Source organism: Mesorhizobium vachelliae (assembly GCF_033977325.1).
In the GTDB taxonomy this organism is placed as follows: Bacteria; Pseudomonadota; Alphaproteobacteria; order Rhizobiales; family Rhizobiaceae; genus Mesorhizobium; species Mesorhizobium vachelliae.
Genome location: NZ_JAVIIR010000007.1, coordinates 246,883 through 264,281 on the forward strand (window position 1 = coordinate 246,883; position 17,399 = coordinate 264,281).

The following is a 17,399-nucleotide window of genomic DNA, read 5'->3' on the forward strand; positions in this document are numbered from 1 at the left end:
TATCTTTCCGGGCGCGGCTCGAGCCGCGCCCGGCATTTTAATTCACTTCTTCGCGGCGAGCGCCGCCGCCTGTGCGGTCCAGTCGTCGCGGCCGATGCGGCCGGCGAGCGACAGGTAATCCTCCACCCAGGCGATCTCTTCCGACGTCCAGGCGGCGATCTGGCCATAGGTCCAGATGCCGAGACCGTTGAGCACCTTCTCCAGCTTCGGTCCGATACCCGAAATCGCCTTCAGGTCCGACGCCTTCGCCGGCTTGTCGATTGCCTTCGGCTGCCTGAAATCCTCGGGCATCAGCCCGGTCGCGGCCGGTTGGGCGACGATGTCTGCCCCGGTCGCGTCGAGCGCCTTCTCGGTCGCGTTCGCCGCGATGTCGGTCACGTCCCTGGCGAAGGTCTGCGCCCTGGCGATCAGCGTCTCGGTCGCCTTGCGCGCCTTTGACGCATTGGCGGCCGCTTCGTTCTGCGCCTCGAGGTCGTCGAGGAAAGGCTGGAACATGCGCTGCGAGGCTTCCAGCGCGCCGGTGAACGCGCCCATCCACATGCCGACGGCGTGGTTGGCAAGACCGATGCTGAGCGCCGACATCGCGGCGGCGCCCGCAACCGGATGCGCCAGAAGGTTGACGGCGCTGGCCATCTCCTTCGGCATCATCTTGGTCAGATCCTGGTTCATCTTCTCGAGTTGGTCCAAATCAGGCATGAACGGAAAGGGTATCGAATACGGCGCCATAGAGATCTCCTGGTCGTTTCTTCGTATGCCCCGCCCCTGCTTTCAGTCTTCGGGCCGAGCCCGTATTTCGAAGTCCTTATTCCGCCGCCACCATCACCGGCTCGACCCGGTGCGCGTTGCGCGAAAACTCGTCGATGCGGCGTTCCACCTCGCCGCGGAAATGCCGCATCAGGCCCTGGATCGGCCAGGCCGCCGCGTCGCCCAGCGCGCAGATCGTGTGGCCCTCGACCTGCTTGGTGACGTCGAGCAGCATGTCGATCTCGCGCTTCTGCGCTTCGCCGCGCACCAGCCGCTCCATCACCCGCCACATCCAGCCGGTGCCTTCGCGGCAAGGCGTGCACTGGCCGCAGCTCTCATGCTTGTAGAAGTAGGAGAGCCTGGCGATCGCCTTCACGATATCCGTCGACTTGTCCATGACGATGACAGCCGCCGTGCCGAGGCCGGATTTCAGGTCGCGCAGCGCGTCGAAATCCATCGGCGCGTCCATGATCTGCTCGGCCGGCACCAGCGGCACCGAAGCGCCGCCCGGGATGACCGCGAGCAGATTGTCCCAGCCGCCGCGGATGCCGCCGCAATGCGTCTCGATAAGTTCCCGGAACGGGATCGACATCGCTTCTTCGAAGGTGCACGGATTGTTGACGTGGCCGGACACGCAGAACAGCTTGGTGCCGGCATTGTTCGGGCGGCCGAAGGACGAGAACCAGGCAGCTCCCCGGCGCAGGATGGTCGGCGCCACGGCGATCGATTCGACGTTGTTGACCGTGGTCGGGCAGCCATAGAGGCCGACATTGGCCGGGAATGGCGGCTTCAGCCGCGGCTGGCCCTTCTTGCCTTCGAGGCTTTCGAGCAGCGCGGTCTCCTCGCCGCAGATATAAGCGCCGGCGCCGTGATGCATGTAGACGTCGAAGTCGTAGCCGGAGGTGTTACCCTTGCCAATCAGCTTGGCCGCGTAGGCCTCGTCGATGGCGCGCTGCAGCGCCTCGCGCTCGCGGATGAACTCACCGCGCACATAGATGTAAGCCGCGACCGCGCCCATGGCGAAGCCGGCGACCAGCGCGCCCTCGACCAGCGTGTGCGGATCGTTGCGCAGGATATCGCGATCCTTGCAGGTGCCGGGCTCGGATTCGTCCGCATTGATGACGAGGTAGCTCGGCCGGCCGTCGCTCTGCTTGGGCATGAACGACCATTTCAATCCGGTCGGGAAGCCGGCGCCGCCGCGGCCGCGCAGGCCGCTGGCCTTCATCTCGTTGACGATCCAGTCGCGCCCCTTGGCGATCAGGCCGGGCGTATCGTCCCAGATGCCGCGCGACTGCGCGCCGGCCAGCGACTTGTCGAAGAGGCCGTAGATGTTGGTGAAGATGCGGTCTTTGTCCTGAAGCATTTTTCGTCCCTCAGACCGGCTTCTTGCCGAAGACGCGGATGTATTCGGCGACGCCGCCCTTGGCGAGCGCCTTGGCCTGCCTCACCCAGTCGTCGCGATCGATGCGGCCGTGGAAGCTGAGATAGCCGTCGACCCATTCGCGCTCGGCCTTCTTCCAGGAGGCGACCTGCGCGAAGGTGTAGATGCCCAGCGACTGCAGGGTCGCTTCGATCTTCGGACCGACGCCGGAGATCAGCTTGAGATCGTCAACGGTAGCCGGCCGCTCGATGCCGGCGGGCCGGCTCTTATCGTCGAGCGAAGGTTTCGCCGTCTTGGCGACAGGCTGCTTGGTTTCCGGCGCCTTGAAAGCGCTGGCCGGTTCGGACTTCATCTTCGGCCCGCTGCGCGGCTTGGAAACGGCCTCGACTTCCGGAGAAGCCTGATTGGCGTTGGCCGCCGAATGGCGCGGCGCCCTGACGCTCGCCGCCTTCTCGGTGGCCGGGGCGACCTTCACCGGCGACGGCGTCGTCAGGGCCGGGCTGGTCTCCGGCGCATCGGTCTTCGGCTTGCTGGATTTGGACGGCGCAACCGGGCCGGAGGCTGGCGGCGCAGCGGGTGCTGGAGCCGCTGGGGCCGGCGCCGCCTGCGAGGCGACAGCGGCAGGAGCGGCAGCCGGCGCAGCCGCGGCGGCATCCTTGGCAGCCTTCGCGGCCGCCTTGGCTTCCTTGTCGCGCGTCGACTTCAGGATCGCCTTTTCATTTGTCAGCGTCTTCAAGCCATCGGCCGGCTCGGAGCCGTGGCGCGCGTTCTGCGGACCGGGCTTCACCTCGGCGCCCTTGCCGGCGTCGTAGAGATCGATGATCTCGGCCAGCCGCTCGGGCGTCAGGTCCTCGAAAGTGTCCTTGAAGATCATGACCATCGGCGCGTTGACGCAGGCGCCGAGGCATTCGACCTCCTCCCACGACAGCGTGCCCTTGTCGTTGGTGTGGAACTGGTCGTGATGGATTTTTGACCGGCACACATCCATCAGCGCTTCCGAGCCGCGCAGCATGCAGGGCGTGGTGCCGCAGACCTGGATATGCGCGCGGGTGCCGACCGGATTGAGCTGGTACTGCGTGTAGAAGGTCGCGACCTCGAGGCCGCGGATGCGCGGCATGCCGAGCATGTCCGAGATCGTCTCGATCGCCGCCTTGGTGACCCAGCCTTCCTGCTCCTGCGCGATCATCAGCAGCGGGATGATGGCCGACTGCTCGCGCCCCTTCGGGTATTTGGCGATCCACTGCTGAGCGGCTGCCGCGTTCTCCTTGTTGAAGGCGAACGAGGCTGGCTGGACGCTGGCATCTGCGAGACGGCGGACTGACATTTAGCGATCGACCTCACCAAACACGATGTCGAGGGAGCCAAGCACGGCGGTGACGTCGGCCAGCATGTGGCCGCGGCACAGGAAATCCATGGCCTGCAGATGCGCGAAGCCTGGCGCGCGCAGCTTGCAGCGATAGGGCTTGTTGGTGCCGTCGGAGACGAGATAGACGCCGAATTCGCCCTTCGGCGCCTCGACGGCCGCATAGACCTCGCCGGCCGGCACGCGATAGCCCTCGGTATAGAGCTTGAAGTGATGGATCAGCGCTTCCATCGAACGCTTCATCGCCGCGCGCTTCGGCGGCACCACCTTGCCGTCGAGGTTCGACACCGGGCCGGCGCTTTCCTTGCCCAGCAGCAGATCGACGCACTGGCGCATGATCTTGGCCGACTGGCGCATCTCTTCCATGCGCACCAGGTAACGGTCGTAGCAGTCGCCGTTCTTGCCGATCGGGATGTCGAAATCCATCTCGGAATAGCATTCGTAGGGCTGCGCCTTGCGCAGGTCCCAAGCAGCGCCCGAGCCGCGCACCATCACGCCCGAAAAGCCCCAGGCCCAGGCATCGGCCAGCGACACCGTGCCGATATCGACATTGCGCTGCTTGAAGATGCGGTTGGGCGTGAGCAACGCGTCGAGATCGTCGATCGACTTCAGGAACGGGTCGATCCACGTGCCGATGTCCTCGACCAGCTTCTGCGGCAGGTCCTGGTGCACGCCGCCCGGCCGGAAATAGGCCGCGTGCATGCGCGAACCGCTAGCCCGCTCATAGAACACCATCAGCTTTTCGCGCTCGACGAAGCCCCACAGCGGCGGGGTCAGCGCACCAACGTCCATCGCCTGCGTCGTCACATTGAGGATGTGCGACATGATGCGGCCCATCTCGGAATAGAGCACGCGGATCAGTTGCCCGCGCTTCGGCACCTCGATGCCGAGCAGGCGCTCGGCCGCGAGCGCGAAGGCATGCTCCTGGTTCATCGGCGCGCAATAGTCGAGCCGGTCGAGATAGGGCACGGCCTGCAGATAGGTCTTGGCCTCGATCAGTTTCTCGGTGCCGCGGTGAAGCAGCCCGATATGCGGATCGACGCGATCGACCACCTCGCCGTCCAGCTCCAGCACCAGGCGCAAAACGCCATGCGCCGCAGGGTGCTGCGGACCGAAGTTGATGTTGAAGTTGCGGACGGAGGTTTCAGCCATTGTGGCGCCTCAATTTGCCTTCGCCTTCTCGTCCCCCGGAAGGACGTAATCCGTCCCTTCCCACGGGCTCAAGAAGTCGAAGTTTCTGAATTCCTGCTTCAATTCCACCGGCTCGTAGATCACGCGCTTGGCCTCGTCGTCGTAGCGGACTTCGACGAAGCCGGTCAGCGGGAAATCCTTGCGCAGCGGGTGCCCCTCGAAACCGTAATCCGTGAGGATGCGGCGCAGATCCGGGTGGCCGCTGAACAGCACGCCGTAGAGGTCGTAGGTCTCGCGCTCATACCAGTCGGCGCCGGGATAGACGGCGGTCAGCGACGGCACCAGGGTCTCCTCGTCGGCCTGGACCTTGAGGCGGATGCGCACATTCTGCTTCGGCGAGAGAAGGTGGTAGACGACATCGAAGCGCCTGGCGCGCGAGGGATAGTCGGCGCCGGAAATGTCGATGATCGAGATGAACTGGCAGCGCGGATCGTCGCGCAGGAAGGTCGCCACTTCGATCAGATTGCCCGGCTCGACGGACACCGTCAGCTCGCCATAGGCAAGCACGGCTTCGCCGATGCGGCCGGAGAGCTTCTCGCCGAGATAGGTGGAGAGTTCGTTCAACGCCAGGGTCATCGGCTCACCGTTCGATCGTGCCGGTGCGGCGGATCTTCTTCTGCAGAAGGAGAATGCCGTAGAGCAGCGCTTCCGCGCTCGGCGGGCAGCCGGGCACATAGATGTCGACGGGCACGACGCGGTCGCAGCCGCGCACCACCGAATAGGAATAGTGGTAGTAGCCGCCGCCATTGGCGCAGGAGCCCATCGAGATGACGTAGCGCGGCTCCGGCATCTGGTCGTAGACCTTGCGCAGTGCCGGCGCCATCTTGTTGGTCAGCGTGCCGGCGACGATCATGATGTCGGACTGGCGCGGGGACGCGCGCGGCGCGACGCCGAAACGCTCCGAGTCATAGCGCGGCATCGAGGTGTGGATCATCTCGACCGCGCAGCAGGCGAGGCCGAAGGTCATGAACATCAGCGAGCCGCTGCGCGCCCAGGTGATCAGCGCTTCGGTCGAGGTGACAAGGAAACCCTTGTCGGCCAGCTCATTATTGATCTCGAGGAAGAAGGGATCGTCCTCCCCCACCGGCCTGCCGGTGTTGGGGTCGATGATGCCCTTGGGCTTCGGCGCGACGAGGGTGCCTGAACTGTCGTTCAATCCCATTCCAGCGCTCCTTTTTTCCATTCATAGGCAAAGCCGATGGTCAGCACCGCCAGAAACACCATCATTGACCAGAAGCCGAGCATGCCGAGCTTCGAGAAGGACACCGCCCACGGGAACAGGAAGGCGACCTCGAGATCGAAGATGATGAACAGGATCGACACCAGGTAGAAACGGATGTCGAACTTCATGCGGGCGTCGTCGAACGAGTTGAACCCGCATTCATAGGCGGAAAGCTTTTCCGGGTCGGGATTGCGGTAGGCCACCAGGAAAGGAGCGACGATAAGCGCCAGACCAACGATCATCGCCACGGCGATGAAAAGGACGATAGGCAGGTAAGAACTCAGGAGTGCGCTCATGCGGCGGCTTTCCTTCGGCGGGGCAGTTCACTTTGATTACAGCAACGGACTCTAATGCGGAAGCGTGACAGTTTAACCGCTGAACCGTTTTAAGGGGCCCTATGCTGCAACGCGGCGAGGGTTAGCGCAGCGGTTTCGGTGACGCAAGTCAAACCTTGTTCAAATCGCGGCCCTGGACGCCTTATCGGAAGAAACTGGTCCGATCCGCTCCTGTTTGATTTCTTTCACTTTTTACTCCACTTTTCTCTCCTGACATATCTCCCGCCATCTGCCTGCTAGCATGGCCGGAATCACCGGCTAAAAATCCAACGGACGATCGGGGCAAGGACACCTTGATGAAGGAGAAAATCTCGCTCGCCATGGCCAGGCGCATTGCGCTGGGCGCGCAAGGGTTTAACGATCCTCGCCCCGGAGGGGTTCCGGATCGCCGCCACCTTGCCCGTGTGCTTTCCCGGACCGGCCTGTTACAGATCGATTCCGTCAGCGCGGTGGTGCGCGCGCATTATATGCCGCTCTATTCGCGCCTCGGCCCCTACCCGCTTGCGCTGCTCGACAACGCCGCCGTCACCCGCAAGCGCGCGGTCTTCGAATATTGGGCGCATGAGGCGTCATTCCTGCCCGTCGAGACCTACCCTCTGCTGCGCTGGCGCATGCAGCGCGCCGAGCAGGGCGACGAGATGTATCTCGGCCTTGCGAAATGGGGCCGTGAACGCAAGGCGATGATCGACGAGATCTATAGAGAAGTCGCCGATCGCGGGCCGATCGCCGCGTCCGATATCGAAGGCCACAAGGGCAATGGCGGCTGGTGGGGCTGGAGCGAGGCCAAGCATGCCTTCGAATGGCTGTTCTGGGCCGGACGCATCACCACCGCCTACCGGCGCGGCTTCGAGCGCTATTACGACCTGCCCGAGCGCGTTTTGCCGCAGGCTGTGCTTGACCTGCCGGTACCCTCGATCGAGGACGCGCATCGCGAATTGCTGCGCATTTCCGCCCGCGCCCACGGCATCGCCACCTATGGCGACCTGCGCGACTATTTTCGTCTCGCGCCAGGCGACACGAAGGACAGGATCGAGGAACTGGTCGAAGCCGGCGAACTGCTGCCGGTGAAGGTCGAAGGCTGGGACAAAACTGCCTATCTCCACAAGGACGCCCGTTTCCCGCGCCGTATCAGGGCGCGCGCCCTGCTCGCCCCCTTCGATCCCGTCGTTTTCGAGCGCACCCGCACCGAAAAGCTGTTCGATTTCCGCTATCGCATCGAAATCTACACGCCGGCCGAAAAGCGCCAATACGGCTATTATGTGCTGCCCTTCCTGCTCGGCGACCGGATCGTCGCCCGCGTCGATCTCAGGGCCGACCGCCCGGCCAGCGTGCTGCGCGTCCACGCCGCCTATGCCGAGGCTGGGGCGCCGCCTGAAACCGCCGCCCAGCTCTTCGACGAGCTGAAGCAGATGCAGGCCTGGCTCGGCCTGGAGGCGATCGAAGTGACGCCGGCCGGCGACTTGGGTCCGGCGCTGGCCGACATCAAGGTGTCGTAGCCGCGCGTTGACAGGCGCCTAGCCATAAGCCTAAATCCGCCGCAGACGGTCTTCTCCCGGCAAAGGGAGGAGCCAAGAGGGAATGCGGTGCGGGTCAAAAACCCAAATCCGCGGCTGTCCCCGCAACTGTGAGCGACGAGCCCCGGCCGAAAACCACTGGGATGTTCCCGGGAAGGCGGCATTCAAGGCGACGACCCGCGAGCCAGGAGACCTGCCGTCTGAGACTTTAAGTATCCGAATGCCCGGCGGGTTTTCCGGGCAAGGAGCCTGGTTTTGGATCGCAACGACAGTTTCCCGGCAAACAGTGCGGATATTTCGTCCGAGCCCGACGCGCTCGCCGGTGTGACCGTCATCGTCTGCTCGTCCTGTCGCGACGAGACCGGCTCGGACGCGCATCCGCGCGCCGGCGCGCTGCTGGCCCAAGATACGCGCCGTGCCGCTTCGGCCGAAAACATCCGCATCCACACCGTCGAATGCCTCGGCAACTGCAAGCGCCGGCTGAGCGCCGCACTCCTGCGCGACGGCTGCTGGAGCTACGTCTTCGGCGATCTGGACACGACCAGCGGCGCCGATCTTGTCGCCGGCGCAAAGCTGTTCGCCACCTCGACCGATGGCCTGATCCCCTGGCGCGGTCGGCCCGATTCCCTCAAGCGCGGCCTGGTTGCCCGCATCCCTCCCCTCGACATGCTGAAGGACTGACCATGAACGCATCCGTTTCCCGTGTTCCCTGCACCGTCGTCACCGGCTTCCTCGGCGCCGGCAAGACGACGCTGATCCGCAACCTGCTCGAAAATGCCAAGGGCAAGCGGCTGGCGATCATCGTCAACGAATTCGGCGATGTCGGCATCGATGGCGAGATTCTCAAAGGCTGCGGCATCGACACCTGTCCGGAAGAAAACATCGTCGAGCTCGCCAATGGCTGCATCTGCTGCACCGTGGCCGACGACTTCGTGCCGGCCCTCGACCAGATCCTGTCCCGCACACCGAAGGTCGATCATATCCTGATCGAGACCTCGGGCCTCGCTCTGCCGAAGCCGCTGGTCCAGGCCTTCCAGTGGCCGACGGTGAAGAGCCGCGTCACCGTCGACGGCGTCGTCGCCGTGGTCGATGGGCCTGCCCTGGCCGACGGCCGCGTCGCCTCCGACATGGACGCCCTGCAGGCCCAGCGCGCGGCAGACGATTCGCTCGACCATGACGATCCGGTCGAAGAGGTGTTCGAGGACCAGATCGCCTGCGCCGACCTGATCATCCTGTCGAAGAGCGACCTGATGGATGCGGCGGGCTCGGAACGCGCCAACGCCGTCATCGGTGAGCATGTCGCGCGCGCCGTGAAAGTGGTGCCGACCGCGCAGGGCAAGGTCGATCCGTCCGTGCTGCTCGGCCTCGGCCTCGCCGTCGAGGACGACATCGAGAACCGCAAGACCCATCACGATGATGAGCTCGACCACGAGCACGACGATTTCGATTCCTTCGTCATCGACATCCCGTCGATCGCCAATCCCGACGAGCTGGCAAAGCGCGTTGCCTTGGCCGCCGAGCAGGAAAACGTTTTGCGCGTCAAAGGCTTCGTCGAGGTCGGCGGCAAGCCTATGCGGCTTCTGCTCCAGGCCGTCGGCCCGCGCGTCAACCATTACTATGATCGGGCCTGGACGGCCGAGGACGACCGCTGCTCGCGGCTCGTCGTCATCGGCCTCAAGGGGCTGAACCGCCCAGCGATCGAGCGTATCCTCGCCGGCTGAGGCCAACACGAAAAAGCGATGCATATCCTCGCCACCACATCCGCTTCGCTCGACGATCTCGCCGAGCCGATCGACCTCAGGCAGACGCCTGCGGATATCGTGGCTTTGTCCTTTACCGACAGCGACCTCGCCGGCCTGGCCGCCGCCTGGAAGGCCGATGCGGAGCAGCTACCCTCGATGCGGCTGGCAGCACTTCGCGACCTTCGCCACCCGATGTCGGTGGACCTGTGGATCGACAGCGTCGCGCGCCACGCCAAGGTCATCCTCGTCCGCATCCTCGGCGGTTATGACTGGTGGCGCTACGGCTGCGACCAGCTTGCAGCGTTGGCGCGCATACGCGGCATCAAGCTGGCGTTGCTGCCCGGCGAAAGCCATGACGAGGACCAGCGGCTGATCGAAGGCTCGACCCTGCCGCGCGCCGAATTGGATGCCCTCCTCGGCTATTTCCGCGAAGGCGGCCCGGCGAACATGGCGGCCCTGGTGCAAAGGCTGGCGAGGCTTGCCGGGTCGGAAACGGCCGTGGCCGAGCCGGTGAGCGTGCCGAAGGCGGGGTATTATCTGCCGGGCCACGGCGTGGTCCCCCTCCCCCTTGTGGGGAGGGTCCGGCCGCAGGCCGGGGGTGGGGTCCTCCGCGACACAAGCCGACATCAAGAAGCGCCGAGCACTGCCGAGGCGACCCCACCCGGCCCTGCGGGCCACCCTCCCCTCGAGGGGGAGGGAAACGCCGCGTCCATCATCCCCATCCTCTTCTACCGCTCTATGTTGCTAGCCGCCGACGTCGCGCCCATAGACGCACTCGTTGACGCATTGCGGACGCAGTGTCTCGCCCCAGTGCCGATCTTCGTGTCCAGTCTCAAGGATCCGACATCTCTCGCCTTCGTCGAAAACGCCATCGCCTCGCTCAACCCGGCCGCCATCATCACCGCCACCGCATTCGCCTCCGGCGCCGAACCGGGCGCCGAGACCTTGTTCGACCGCGCTGGCATACCCGTCTTCCAGGTTATCGTCGCCACGACGAGGCGCGAGATCTGGGAAAAGAACCAGCGCGGCCTCGCGCCCGCCGATCTCGCCATGCATGTGGTCCTGCCGGAGCTCGACGGCCGCATCCTCGCCGGCGCGATCTCCTTCAAGGGCGAGATCGAAACCGATCCGGCGCTGGCGTTTCGTGCTTTCGCCAACCGGCCCGAGGCGGACCGGGTCGCGCAGGTCGCCATGCGGATCGCGGCGTTCATCCGCCTGCAGCGGACGGAGCGGGCCGAGCGCAAGCTGGCGATCCTGATCCCGGATTATCCGAGCGCGCCTGGACGGACCGGCTACGCCGTCGGCCTGGACGTGCCGTCCAGCGTGCTCGCCATGCTGCATGACCTGAAGGAACAGGGCTATGCGGTTGAAGGGATTCCGCAATCGCCGCGCGAACTGCTCAATGCGCTTGAGGTGGGTGGGCCTGGCCTCTCCATAGAGGACTACTTCGCCTTTTCGGCCGAGCTGCCACAGGCCGCGCACGATGCAATAGAGGCCGCGTGGGGCAAGGCAGAAGGGACAGGTTCGCGCGAGGCGACAGAACGCCGGCCTGCACAAGCAAGCCCCGAAAATCACTTCCCCTTCCGCGCCGCCACCTTCGGCAACGTCACCGTGGCGCTGGCTCCCGACCGCGGCCGCTCCGCCGACCGGCGCGCCGACTACCACGACCCGACGCTGCCGCCGCGCCACGAGCTGATCGCCTTCGGCCTGTGGCTGCAAAAGTCGCTCGGCGTGCACGCCATCGTCCATGTCGGCGCGCACGGCACGCTGGAATGGCTACCGGGCAAGACGGTTGCGCTCTCCGACGCCTGCTTTCCCGAGATCGTCACCGGCTCCCTGCCGGTCATCTATCCCTTCATCGTCTCCAATCCGGGCGAAGCTGCGCAGGCCAAGCGGCGCATTTCGGCGGTCACGCTCGGTCATCTGCCGCCGCCGCTCACCGGCGCCGGTCTCGACGAAGGCCAACAGAAGCTCGAAAGGCTGGTCGATGAGTATGCCCAGGCCGACGGCCTCGACCGCCGCCGCCGTGACCGCTTGGCGAAGCTGATCGTCGAGACGGCCCGGATGACCGGGCTTGCCTCGGAAGCCGGCGTCGCCAAGACCGATCAACCCGACGAGGCACTGCGCCGGATCGACGCCTGGCTCTGCGACCTCAAGGATTTCGCCGTCAAGGACGGGCTGCATGTCTATGGCCGCGCGCCGGAAGGCGAAACCGATCCGCTGCGCCGGCAAAGCGCCGAAGCCGAAAAAGCGAACCTGCTCACGGCCCTCGACGGCCGCCATATCAAGGCAGGTCCCGCCGGCGCGCCCGCGCGGGGACGTTCTGATGTCTTGCCCACCGGCCGCAATCTCTTCACCTCCGACCCGCGCACCATGCCGACCCCGACGGCTTACGATCTCGGCCAGGCAGCGGCGGAAGAAGTCGTGCGCAGCTACATGCAGAGCCATGGCGACTGGCTGCGCTCGCTGGTCATCGACCTCTGGGGCTCGGCCTCTTTGCGCACCGGCGGCGAGGAGATCGCGCAAGGCCTGGCGCTGATGGGCTGCCGGCCGCAATGGGATGCCGCCACCGGCCGCGTCACCGGGATCGAGGTGCTGCCGCCAGCAACGCTCGGCCGCCCGCGCGTCGACGTCACCTGGCGCATTTCCGGCCTGTTCCGCGACATGTTCCCGGCCCAGATCGCGCTGATCGATGCCGCCGCCAACGCGGTCGCCGGCCGCGACGAGGACGATTCGGAGAACCCGCTTGCCGCCGCGACCCGCGCACAAGGCAAGGTCGGTCCGCGCATCTTCGGCACATCGCCCGGCACCTATGGCGCCGGCGTCGAGGACCTGCTGTCGCGCGGTGAATGGGGCGCGCGCGAAGAGATCGGCCGCGCCTATCTCGACGCCACCTCGCATGCCTATGGCGGCGCCGACGGCGAGTCGATTGCCGCGCCCGGCGCTTTCGAAGGCCGCATCGCCGAAGCCGACCTTCTCGTCCATACCGGCGACGACCCGGGCCGCGACATCCTCGAAGGCTCGGCCGACGTCGCCTTCATCGGCGGATTTTCGGCGGCCCTTGCAGCGCTTGGCAGGAATGCCGACGTCATCGTGCTGGACACCACCGACCCGGCGAAGCCGAAGCCGCGTTCGGTCGGCGAAGCAGTATCGCGGGTGGTGCGGGCGCGCGCCGTCAACCCGCGCTTCATCGCCGGCCAGATGCGCCACGGCCCGCGCGGCGCCTCCGAATTCGCCGAGACGGTCGATCGCCTGGTCGGCTTCGCCGAGACAACGCACGCCATTTCCGGTGCGTTGATCGAGGCGGTTCACGACGCCTATCTCGGCGACGCGGAAGTCCGCGCCTTCCTGCTGCGCGAGAACCCGGTAGCCGCCAAGGTCATCGCCGAGCGCTTTCTCGCCGCGCGGCGGCGTGGCCTCTGGCATCCGCTCAGGAATTCGATCGACGACGATCTCGCGGCGTTGATTGCCGAGGCCCAGGCAAGCGGGGTGGCGGCATGAACGCCTTCTCGCGCCGCGGCGCCTGCCCGGCACTCAGCGCGCCTATGCAGACCGGCGACGGGCTCTTGGTGCGGCTCAATCCGGTCGCTGGAGGACTTTCGCCCGAGTCGCTGATCGGACTCGGCGAATCCGCGCTGCACCACGGCAACGGCATCATGGAAGTCACCGCGCGCGGCAGCCTGCAGATCCGGGGGCTTACAGCGGAAAGCGCGCGGCTGCTGGCGGACGAGGTCGCTGCGCTGGGCATCGCGGTGCGCAGCGGCGTGCCGGTCGAGACCGGGCCGCTGGCGGGGATCGATCCGCAGGAGATTGCCGATCCGAGACCGCTGGCGGAGCGGATCAGGGCGGCGATCGAAGAGGCCGGACTGACAACGAGGCTGGGGCCAAAGGTGTCGGTGGTCGTCGATGGTGGCGGACAATTGAACATGGACGCGGTGACGGCCGATGTACGGCTCAAGGCGGTGCGGGCCGGCACTGGCGTCCAGTGGAGGGTTGCGATTGCGGGCGATACGCGGAGCGCGAAGCCGCTCGCGACGGTCGATGAAGATGCTGCGCGTGACATCGCGGTGGCGGCGCTGAGGATGGTGGCCGAAAAAGGACGCGAGGCGCATACGCGGGATTTGTCGGAGCGGCAGCAGGCTTCGCTCGCAGGCTGGCATTCCTTCGCGCCCCCCTCTGTCCTGCCGGACATCTCCCCCTCTTGGGGGGAGATTGGCAGTTCCGCCGCCGGCGCCTATTCTGCGACAGACCAGCACGTTTCGACGTCGGCGATTGGCGAAACCGGTCGCGACAGGTCAATCTCCCCCCAAGAGGGGGAGATGTCCGGTCCACCCTCCGAAGCTGCAGCGCAGCTGCTGCGAAGGACGGGCAGGACAGAGGGGGGCGCCGTAGAGCACCATCGCCTGCCAATTGGCCTCTTCGACCTCGGCAACACCCAAGCCCTCGGCATCGCCGTGCCCTATGGCAGCATGCCGGCGCAGCCCCTCATCGACCTTGCCACACAAGCCTCAAGCCTCGGCGCCACCGAAATCCGCCTCGCCCCCGGCCGCGCGCTTCTCTTCCTCGGCCTCTCCGACCCCTCCTCGCTCCAATCTTCCGCCACAACCCTCGGCTTCGTCACCTCTCCCGCCGACCCGCGCACCCGCATCGCCGCCTGCCCCGGCACACCGGCCTGCGCCTCCGGCCGCATCGCCACCCGCGCCATCGCCGAGACAATCGCAGAACAAAGCCCGGAGCTCCTCGACGCCTCGCTGACCATGCACGTTTCCGGCTGCGCCAAGGGCTGCGCGCATCCCGGCACTGCCGCGCTCACCCTGGTCGGCGACGAAAACGGAGCCGGACTTGTCGTGGACGGGACGGCAAAGGCTCTTCCTGCCGCGTACAGGCCGGGCTATGACGCCGCGCGCGGGGTCGCCGCCATTGCGGTGGCGCTCCAGAACGCACGACATCCCGGCGAAACCGCTGCCGCCTGCCTGGCAAGGCTTGGCGCTGCCGGCATCGCTGAACTCTATCGACGGAACCAGTGAATGGCCGCCTACGACTATATCCATGACGGGATGGCGATCTATGAGCGCTCTTTCGCCATCATCCGCGCCGAGGCGGATCTGTCGCGCTTCTCCGAAGCCGAAGCCGATGTCGCGATCCGCATGATCCATGCCTGCGGCCAGGTCGAAGCCGCCAATCATTTCGTCTTCTCCAGCGATTTCGTCGCCGCGGCGCGCACCGCATTGGCTGCCGGCGCGCCGATCTTCTGCGACGCCGAAATGGTGGCCCACGGCGTCACCCGCGCCCGCTTGCCGGCCGGCAATGAGGTGATCTGCACTTTGCGCGACCCGCGCACGCATGAGATTGCCAAGGAAATCGGCAACACCCGCTCGGCCGCGGCCATCGACCTGTGGGGCGAGCGCGTGGCCGGATCGGTCGTCGCCATCGGCAACGCGCCGACCGCTCTCTTCTATCTCTTGGAAAAACTGCGGGACGGCGCCCCGAAACCCGCCGCGATCATCGGCATGCCCGTCGGCTTCGTGGGCGCCGCCGAATCCAAGGATGCGCTGGCCGAGAATTCCTACGGCGTGCCCTACGCCATCGTGCGCGGCAGGTTGGGCGGCAGCGCCATGACCGCCGCCGCACTCAATTCCCTGGCGAGGCCTGGCCTGTGAACGCGATCCTGAAAGGCCGTCTTGTCGGCGTCGGCACCGGCCCCGGCGATCCGGAGCTTTTGACGCTGAAGGCCGCGCGGGCCTTGGCTGAAGCCAACGTCGTCGCCTATTTCGCCAAGCGCGGCAACAACAGCAATGCGCGCGCCATCGTCGAGGCGCGCTTCCGGCAGGACATGGTCGAACTGCCGCTGCTCTATCCGGTGACGACCGAGATCGACAAGGATCACGACGACTACCGCGCGCAGATCACCGATTTTTATGAGCAATCGGCCGAGCAGGTCGCCGAGCATCTGGCCGCCGGCAAGATGGTGGCGGTGCTGTCGGAAGGCGATCCGCTTTTCTACGGCTCCTACATGCACCTGCATGTGCGCTTGGCGCACCGCTTCCCAACCGAGGTCATCCCCGGCATCACCGCCATGTCCGGCTGCTGGTCGCAGACCGGCGTGCCGATCGTCCAGGGCGACGACGTGCTGACCGTGCTGCCGGGCACGATGAGCGAGTTCGAGCTATCGCGTCGGCTGGCCGACACCGATGCCGCCGTCATCATGAAGGTGGGTCGCAACCTGCCGAAGATCCGTCGCGCGTTGGAAGCGACCGGCAAGCTGTCCAAGGCCGTCTATGTCGAGCGCGGCACCATGCCGGGCAGCGTCTCGATGCGGCTCGCCGAAAAGCCGGACGACAAGGCGCCCTATTTCGCCATCGTGCTGGTTGCCGGCTGGTCGACCCGCCCGGGAGCCCCCGGAGCAAAGCCATGAGCGGCCGTCTCACCGTCATCGGCCTCGGACCCGGCAACGCTGACCAGGTCACGCCGCAGGCTGCCAATGCCGTCGCCGAGGCTTCCTTCTTCTATGGTTACAAGCCCTATCTTGATCGCCTGGAGCTGCGGCCGGACCAGACCCGCATCGCCTCCGACAATCGCGAAGAGCTTGCCCGCTCCAACGAGGCGCTGGCCAAGGCCGCCGAAGGCCACAGCGTCGCCGTCGTTTCCGGCGGCGATCCTGGCGTCTTCGCCATGGCCGCGGCCGTTTGCGAAGCGATCGAGGCCGGCCCCGCCGAATGGCGGGCGATTGACCTCTCGGTCGTCCCCGGCGTCACCGCCATGCTCGCCGTCGCAGCCCGCATCGGCGCGCCGCTCGGCCATGATTTCTGCGCCATCTCGCTCTCGGACAATCTCAAACCATGGGAACTGATCGAGCTGCGCCTGCTGGCGGCGGCCGGCGCTGGTTTCGTCATCGCGCTCTACAATCCGATCAGCAAAGCCCGCCCCTGGCAGCTCGGCCGCGCCTTCGAATGCCTGAAGGCAATCCTGCCCGGCACCACGCCGGTGATCTTCGGCCGCGCCGCCGGCCGGCCCGACGAGCGCATCGAGGTTTTCCTGCTGGCGGACGCCGATGCGGCAAAAGCCGACATGTCGACCTGCATCATCATCGGCTCGCCCGAGACGCGCATCATCAAGCGCGGCGAAAAGCCGGCGTTGGTCTACACGCCGCGTTCGGCAACCGGGTCGAAAAAATGATCGACTTTTGCCGCCAGCGCATCGACGGTTTCAGCCGACGGCACGTCAGGCAAAGGCGGCCGGCGGATCATGATCACTTCGATGCCGAGCGCTCGTGCCGCGGCGATCTTGCCATAGGTCGCCTCACCGCCGCTGTTCTTGGAAACGATGGCGTCGATGCCGTATCTCTCGAGCAAGGCGCGTTCCTCCGCCTCCGCAAACGGCCCGCGCGCCAACAGGTAGAGCGCGTCGGGTACGGCGAGCTTCGGCTCGACCGGATCGACGCTGCGGATCAGGTAACGGTGCCGCGGCGCGACCTCGAAGGCGCCGGCCTCCTGTCGGCCGATGGCGAGGAACACGCGGCGCGGCACTGTGCCGAGAGCACTTGCCGCCTCGGCGGCACTGTCGACCACCATCCAGCGATCGCCGGCGACAGGCTCCCAGCCAGGACGCCGCAGCGCAAGGATCGGCACGCCGGACTGCCTGGCCGCTTGGGCGGCATTGGCCGAGATGCGGGAGGCGTAGGGATGCGTGGCGTCGATCAGCAGATCGACATGTTCCTCGCGAAGATGGGCGGCGAGCCCTGCCGCGCCGCCAAAGCCGCCGATCCGCACCGGCACGCCTTGCGCGACCGGGCTTTCGGTGCGGCCGGCAAGCGACAGCGTGACCGAGAACTCCTTGCGACGCGCGAGCTTTCCCGCGAGTTGCCGGGCTTCCGTCGTGCCGCCGAGGATCAGGATATGGTGGGTCAT

16 protein-coding genes and 1 riboswitch are annotated in these 17,399 nt (G+C 66.2%); of the genes, 8 read left to right on the forward strand and 8 right to left on the reverse strand.

The annotated features are described in order from the left end of the window. Window positions 1–42: 42 nt before the first annotated feature. The 7 genes from RFM41_RS17070 to RFM41_RS17100 all read right to left on the reverse strand — a co-directional run bounded on the left by RFM41_RS17070 (window position 43) and on the right by RFM41_RS17100 (window position 6,197). Complete coding sequence (locus RFM41_RS17070; protein ID WP_320248249.1) at window positions 43–726, reverse strand: helix-hairpin-helix domain-containing protein; 684 nt, start codon at window positions 724–726, stop codon at window positions 43–45. Between the two features lie 76 nt (window positions 727–802). After that, window positions 803–2,107: an NADH-quinone oxidoreductase subunit NuoF gene (gene nuoF, locus RFM41_RS17075; RefSeq protein ID WP_320248247.1), complete on the reverse strand. Its 1,305-nt coding sequence runs from the start codon at window positions 2,105–2,107 to the stop codon at window positions 803–805. Window positions 2,108–2,117: 10 nt separating this feature from the next. Next, a complete protein-coding gene (locus tag RFM41_RS17080; RefSeq protein WP_320248245.1) occupies window positions 2,118–3,449 on the reverse strand; it encodes an NADH-quinone oxidoreductase subunit E in 1,332 nt (443 codons plus the stop codon). After that, window positions 3,450–4,640: an NADH-quinone oxidoreductase subunit D gene (locus RFM41_RS17085; RefSeq protein ID WP_320248243.1), complete on the reverse strand. Its 1,191-nt coding sequence runs from the start codon at window positions 4,638–4,640 to the stop codon at window positions 3,450–3,452. 9 nt (window positions 4,641–4,649) lie between these two features. Further along, window positions 4,650–5,255, reverse strand: coding sequence for an NADH-quinone oxidoreductase subunit C (locus RFM41_RS17090; protein WP_320248241.1), 606 nt, complete (start codon window positions 5,253–5,255; stop codon window positions 4,650–4,652). 4 nt (window positions 5,256–5,259) lie between these two features. Beyond that, the gene (locus RFM41_RS17095) at window positions 5,260–5,841 is read right to left on the reverse strand and encodes a NuoB/complex I 20 kDa subunit family protein (protein WP_015317338.1); all 582 of its coding nucleotides are present in this window, start codon (window positions 5,839–5,841) and stop codon (window positions 5,260–5,262) included. Further along, entirely contained in the window at window positions 5,832–6,197 is a 366-nt protein-coding gene (locus RFM41_RS17100; RefSeq protein ID WP_040982049.1) for an NADH-quinone oxidoreductase subunit A, read from the reverse strand. Before RFM41_RS17100 ends, RFM41_RS17095 begins: the two co-directional genes overlap by 10 nt. Window positions 6,198–6,532: 335 nt before the next feature. On the opposite strand from RFM41_RS17100, the gene RFM41_RS17105 reads away from it, so the two are divergent. The 8 genes from RFM41_RS17105 to RFM41_RS17140 all read left to right on the forward strand — a co-directional run bounded on the left by RFM41_RS17105 (window position 6,533) and on the right by RFM41_RS17140 (window position 16,668). Continuing rightward, complete coding sequence (locus RFM41_RS17105) at window positions 6,533–7,732, forward strand: winged helix-turn-helix domain-containing protein (RefSeq protein ID WP_320248239.1); 1,200 nt, start codon at window positions 6,533–6,535, stop codon at window positions 7,730–7,732. 29 nt (window positions 7,733–7,761) lie between these two features. Further along, window positions 7,762–7,965, forward strand: a riboswitch (cobalamin riboswitch). 40 nt (window positions 7,966–8,005) lie between these two features. After that, complete coding sequence (locus tag RFM41_RS17110) at window positions 8,006–8,431, forward strand: DUF1636 family protein (RefSeq protein ID WP_320248237.1); 426 nt, start codon at window positions 8,006–8,008, stop codon at window positions 8,429–8,431. A 2-nt stretch (window positions 8,432–8,433) separates the two neighbouring features. Further along, window positions 8,434–9,471 (forward strand): cobalamin biosynthesis protein CobW, encoded by a 1,038-nt coding sequence (cobW, locus tag RFM41_RS17115; RefSeq protein ID WP_320248236.1) that lies wholly within the window; start codon window positions 8,434–8,436, stop codon window positions 9,469–9,471. 18 nt (window positions 9,472–9,489) lie between these two features. Beyond that, window positions 9,490–12,993: a cobaltochelatase subunit CobN gene (gene cobN, locus RFM41_RS17120; protein WP_320248235.1), complete on the forward strand. Its 3,504-nt coding sequence runs from the start codon at window positions 9,490–9,492 to the stop codon at window positions 12,991–12,993. Continuing rightward, window positions 12,990–14,519 carry a precorrin-3B synthase gene (gene cobG, locus RFM41_RS17125; protein ID WP_320248233.1) on the forward strand — a complete coding sequence of 510 codons (1,530 nt, stop codon included), beginning with the start codon at window positions 12,990–12,992 and terminating at the stop codon, window positions 14,517–14,519. The genes cobN and cobG overlap by 4 nt, the downstream gene beginning before the upstream one ends. Then, window positions 14,520–15,152: a precorrin-8X methylmutase gene (locus RFM41_RS17130; RefSeq protein ID WP_320248231.1), complete on the forward strand. Its 633-nt coding sequence runs from the start codon at window positions 14,520–14,522 to the stop codon at window positions 15,150–15,152. Further along, window positions 15,149–15,907, forward strand: coding sequence for a precorrin-2 C(20)-methyltransferase (locus tag RFM41_RS17135; protein ID WP_320248229.1), 759 nt, complete (start codon window positions 15,149–15,151; stop codon window positions 15,905–15,907). Before RFM41_RS17130 ends, RFM41_RS17135 begins: the two co-directional genes overlap by 4 nt. Then, window positions 15,904–16,668, forward strand: coding sequence for a precorrin-3B C(17)-methyltransferase (locus tag RFM41_RS17140; protein ID WP_320248227.1), 765 nt, complete (start codon window positions 15,904–15,906; stop codon window positions 16,666–16,668). Before RFM41_RS17135 ends, RFM41_RS17140 begins: the two co-directional genes overlap by 4 nt. Here the strand turns inward: RFM41_RS17140 and RFM41_RS17145 are convergent. After that, window positions 16,632–17,399: a cobalt-precorrin-6A reductase gene (locus RFM41_RS17145; RefSeq protein ID WP_320248226.1), complete on the reverse strand. Its 768-nt coding sequence runs from the start codon at window positions 17,397–17,399 to the stop codon at window positions 16,632–16,634. The two genes, RFM41_RS17140 and RFM41_RS17145, sit on opposite strands and share 37 nt — an antisense overlap.